The organism is Vreelandella hamiltonii (assembly GCF_014651795.1).
GTDB classification, from domain to species: domain Bacteria; phylum Pseudomonadota; class Gammaproteobacteria; order Pseudomonadales; family Halomonadaceae; genus Vreelandella; species Vreelandella hamiltonii.
Genome location: NZ_BMXO01000027.1, coordinates 1 through 2439, shown reverse-complemented (window position 1 = coordinate 2439; position 2439 = coordinate 1). Strand labels below are relative to the sequence as shown.

The window sequence follows — 2439 nt, the reverse complement described above, 5'->3', positions numbered from 1 at the left end:
GCATTGCCACACGCTACGATAAGTTAGCAAGCAGCTTTAGGGCGATGGTATGCGTGGCATGCATAGACCGCTGCCTGCGAGCTAACTTTTCGTACAAAGCCTAGGAGCCGTATTGGGTGCGGCGCTGGGGTTGGCAGTGGCTTATGGCTTCATCCGCTTCTCCGGCTGGGAGTTTCACATGACACGAGAGGCACTGCCGCTGGGCGTGGGCGGCGCCCTATTGGCGGGTATCTTCTTCGGACTCTATCCAGCAGCGTTGGCTTCTCGTCTTCAGCCAGTGGAGGCGCTGCGTGCCGATTGATTCACGGCTTCTACTGGGCACGATGACCGTGCTGATGTTCTTGAGCACTCCCGCTTGGTCGTGGATGGAGGAGGTCCTACAGCCTTCAGAGCCGGTGATGACCCATCCACTAGTAGTGGATGAGCCGTCTGTCGGCGAAGTAATGGAATTGACGCTGGCCGAAGCTGTGGCTCGGGGATTGCAAGGTAACCGCACCATCAGTAGCGCCTACTGGCAACGTATTTCACAGCGTCTCGACCTGGAAGTGTCGGAGGAGCAGTTTGACCCGCAATTCAATGTGCGAGGGCGATATCTCGCCACTCAGCGAGATGATGACCACGAACAGATCAGCGAAATCTCGCCCACGGTGATTATGGAGGGGCCGCTGGGCACCAACTTCAGCCTTTCGTGGACGGAAGCGCTCAACCGCAGTGGCGAGATAGGTAGCCGCCATAGTAGTGGCGTCACCATGGCGGTGATCCAACCGTTATTACGCGATGCTGGCCGAGATGTGGCGACGGCACCACTGCGCCTGGCGCGACTCAGAGAGCAAATGAACCAGTTAGATCTCCAATCAACGGTCTCTCAGGTGGTGACCCAAATTGTACTCGCGTATCGGGAACTACTGCGCGCTCAGGAGCAAGTGCGAATCGCAGAAGAGGGGCTAGCACGCTCACGGCAACTAGCCGAGGTGAATGAGGCCCTGATAACCGCTGGGCAGATGGCGGAGTTCGATATTTTGCAGACCCAGGCCGATATAGCGAGACGCGAGCTTGATATAGAAGAAGCAGTAAACCAGCTTGAGTCGCAACGGCTGGAATTATTGCATTTGATGGCTATGGATCTTTCCACGCCTCTACAAGCCATCGATCCGCTGGAAGCACGACAGGTCAGCCTCGATGCAGAAAAGGCGCGACAAATCGCTAAGACCCATCAACCAGAATACCTAAGCCAGCTGATTGCACGGGAACAGGTGGAAATTCAAGGGACGGTAGCTCATAACCAGCGGTTGTGGGACGTCTCACTGGTCGGTGGTGCCAGTCAATTACAAAACCGTTTCGGCAGCAGTGAGTACGCTGGTGACCGGCGCTGGGACGCCTATGCCGGAGTGCAGGTGGATATTCCTATTAGCAATTCAGGGCTGCGTAGGGATGAGGTCCAGGCGCGGGTCAACATCTATGATCAGGCATTGCGACTTACCGAGACCGAGCAAACCCTGGTGCGGGATATCGAGGATGCCGTGCGCAACCTGGAGGCGCAGTGGCGCCAGTATCAGCTAGCCCAGCGCGCCATCGAACTCTCGCAGAGATCATTGGAAGTTGAGCGTGAAAAGCTCTCGGTAGGTCGCTCTAGTAACTTCCAAGTGCTGAATCAAGAGACGGAGCTACGCAATGCTGAGCACACCCGGTTAAATGTGTTGATTGCTTATCTCAACTCCCAGACCCAGCTTGACCTGCGGCTGGGTATGACCTTGCAGAGCTGGAATATTGCCCTCAATGACGACTAACTCGATCTCCCAAAAAAAGCTTTGGTTAATGCTAGCCGCATTGCTTGCTGCGCTCGGGGCTGTATGGCTGTTTGTCCAGCATAACAGTCAGCCCATGCTACAGGAGGAGATCTCCTGGGTATCGGTGGAACCGCAACCGCTGGTTCAACAAATCGGGTTAGTAGGGCGCATTGCCCCAGCCGAGCTGCGCACCGTGAGTTCGCCCTTCGAAGGTAATGTACTTGAGTTGTTGGTATCAGAGGGCGGCCGAGTGGAGAAGGGTGATGCACTGCTGCGGCTTGACACAACTCAGCTAGACATCCAACTGCGAGAGGCGCTGGCCCAGCGCTTGCAGACGCAGAGCACACTCAACGGATTGCAAGCGTGGGAGGAGGGGCAAGAGGTGGCACGGGCGCGACGAATGTTGTCGACATCACGGCTCAACCTCAATGATACCGAACGGCGCTTGAATGAGATTCGCATACTGCTGGAGAAAGGCATCGTGCCAAGGATGGAGGTAGAAGCTCTGGAGCAACAAGCCATCATACAGCGGTTTGATCTGGAAGCTGCAGAGGCGGAGTTGGCCTCTACCCTTGATCAGGGGCGGGGAGATAATCGGCGCATCGCCGAGATGGAGCTTGAGAATGCTGCGGCTCGCCATGAAGCTCTGTTG

Annotated in this window: 3 protein-coding genes; all 3 read left to right on the top strand. The window is 56.3% G+C overall.

Annotated features, from left to right (window positions below; all coding sequences use genetic code 11):
• Positions 1-112: 112 nt before the first annotated feature.
• The gene (locus tag IE061_RS17850; protein WP_193462208.1) at positions 113-301 is read left to right on the top strand and encodes an ABC transporter permease; all 189 of its coding nucleotides are present in this window, start codon (positions 113-115) and stop codon (positions 299-301) included.
• 97 nt (positions 302-398) lie between these two features.
• A complete protein-coding gene (locus tag IE061_RS17845; protein WP_230478502.1) occupies positions 399-1787 on the top strand; it encodes a TolC family protein in 1389 nt (462 codons plus the stop codon).
• Positions 1777-2439: HlyD family secretion protein (locus IE061_RS17840; RefSeq protein WP_189464296.1), on the top strand; the 663-nt coding region annotated here is incomplete at its 3' end. The genes IE061_RS17845 and IE061_RS17840, both read left to right, overlap by 11 nt.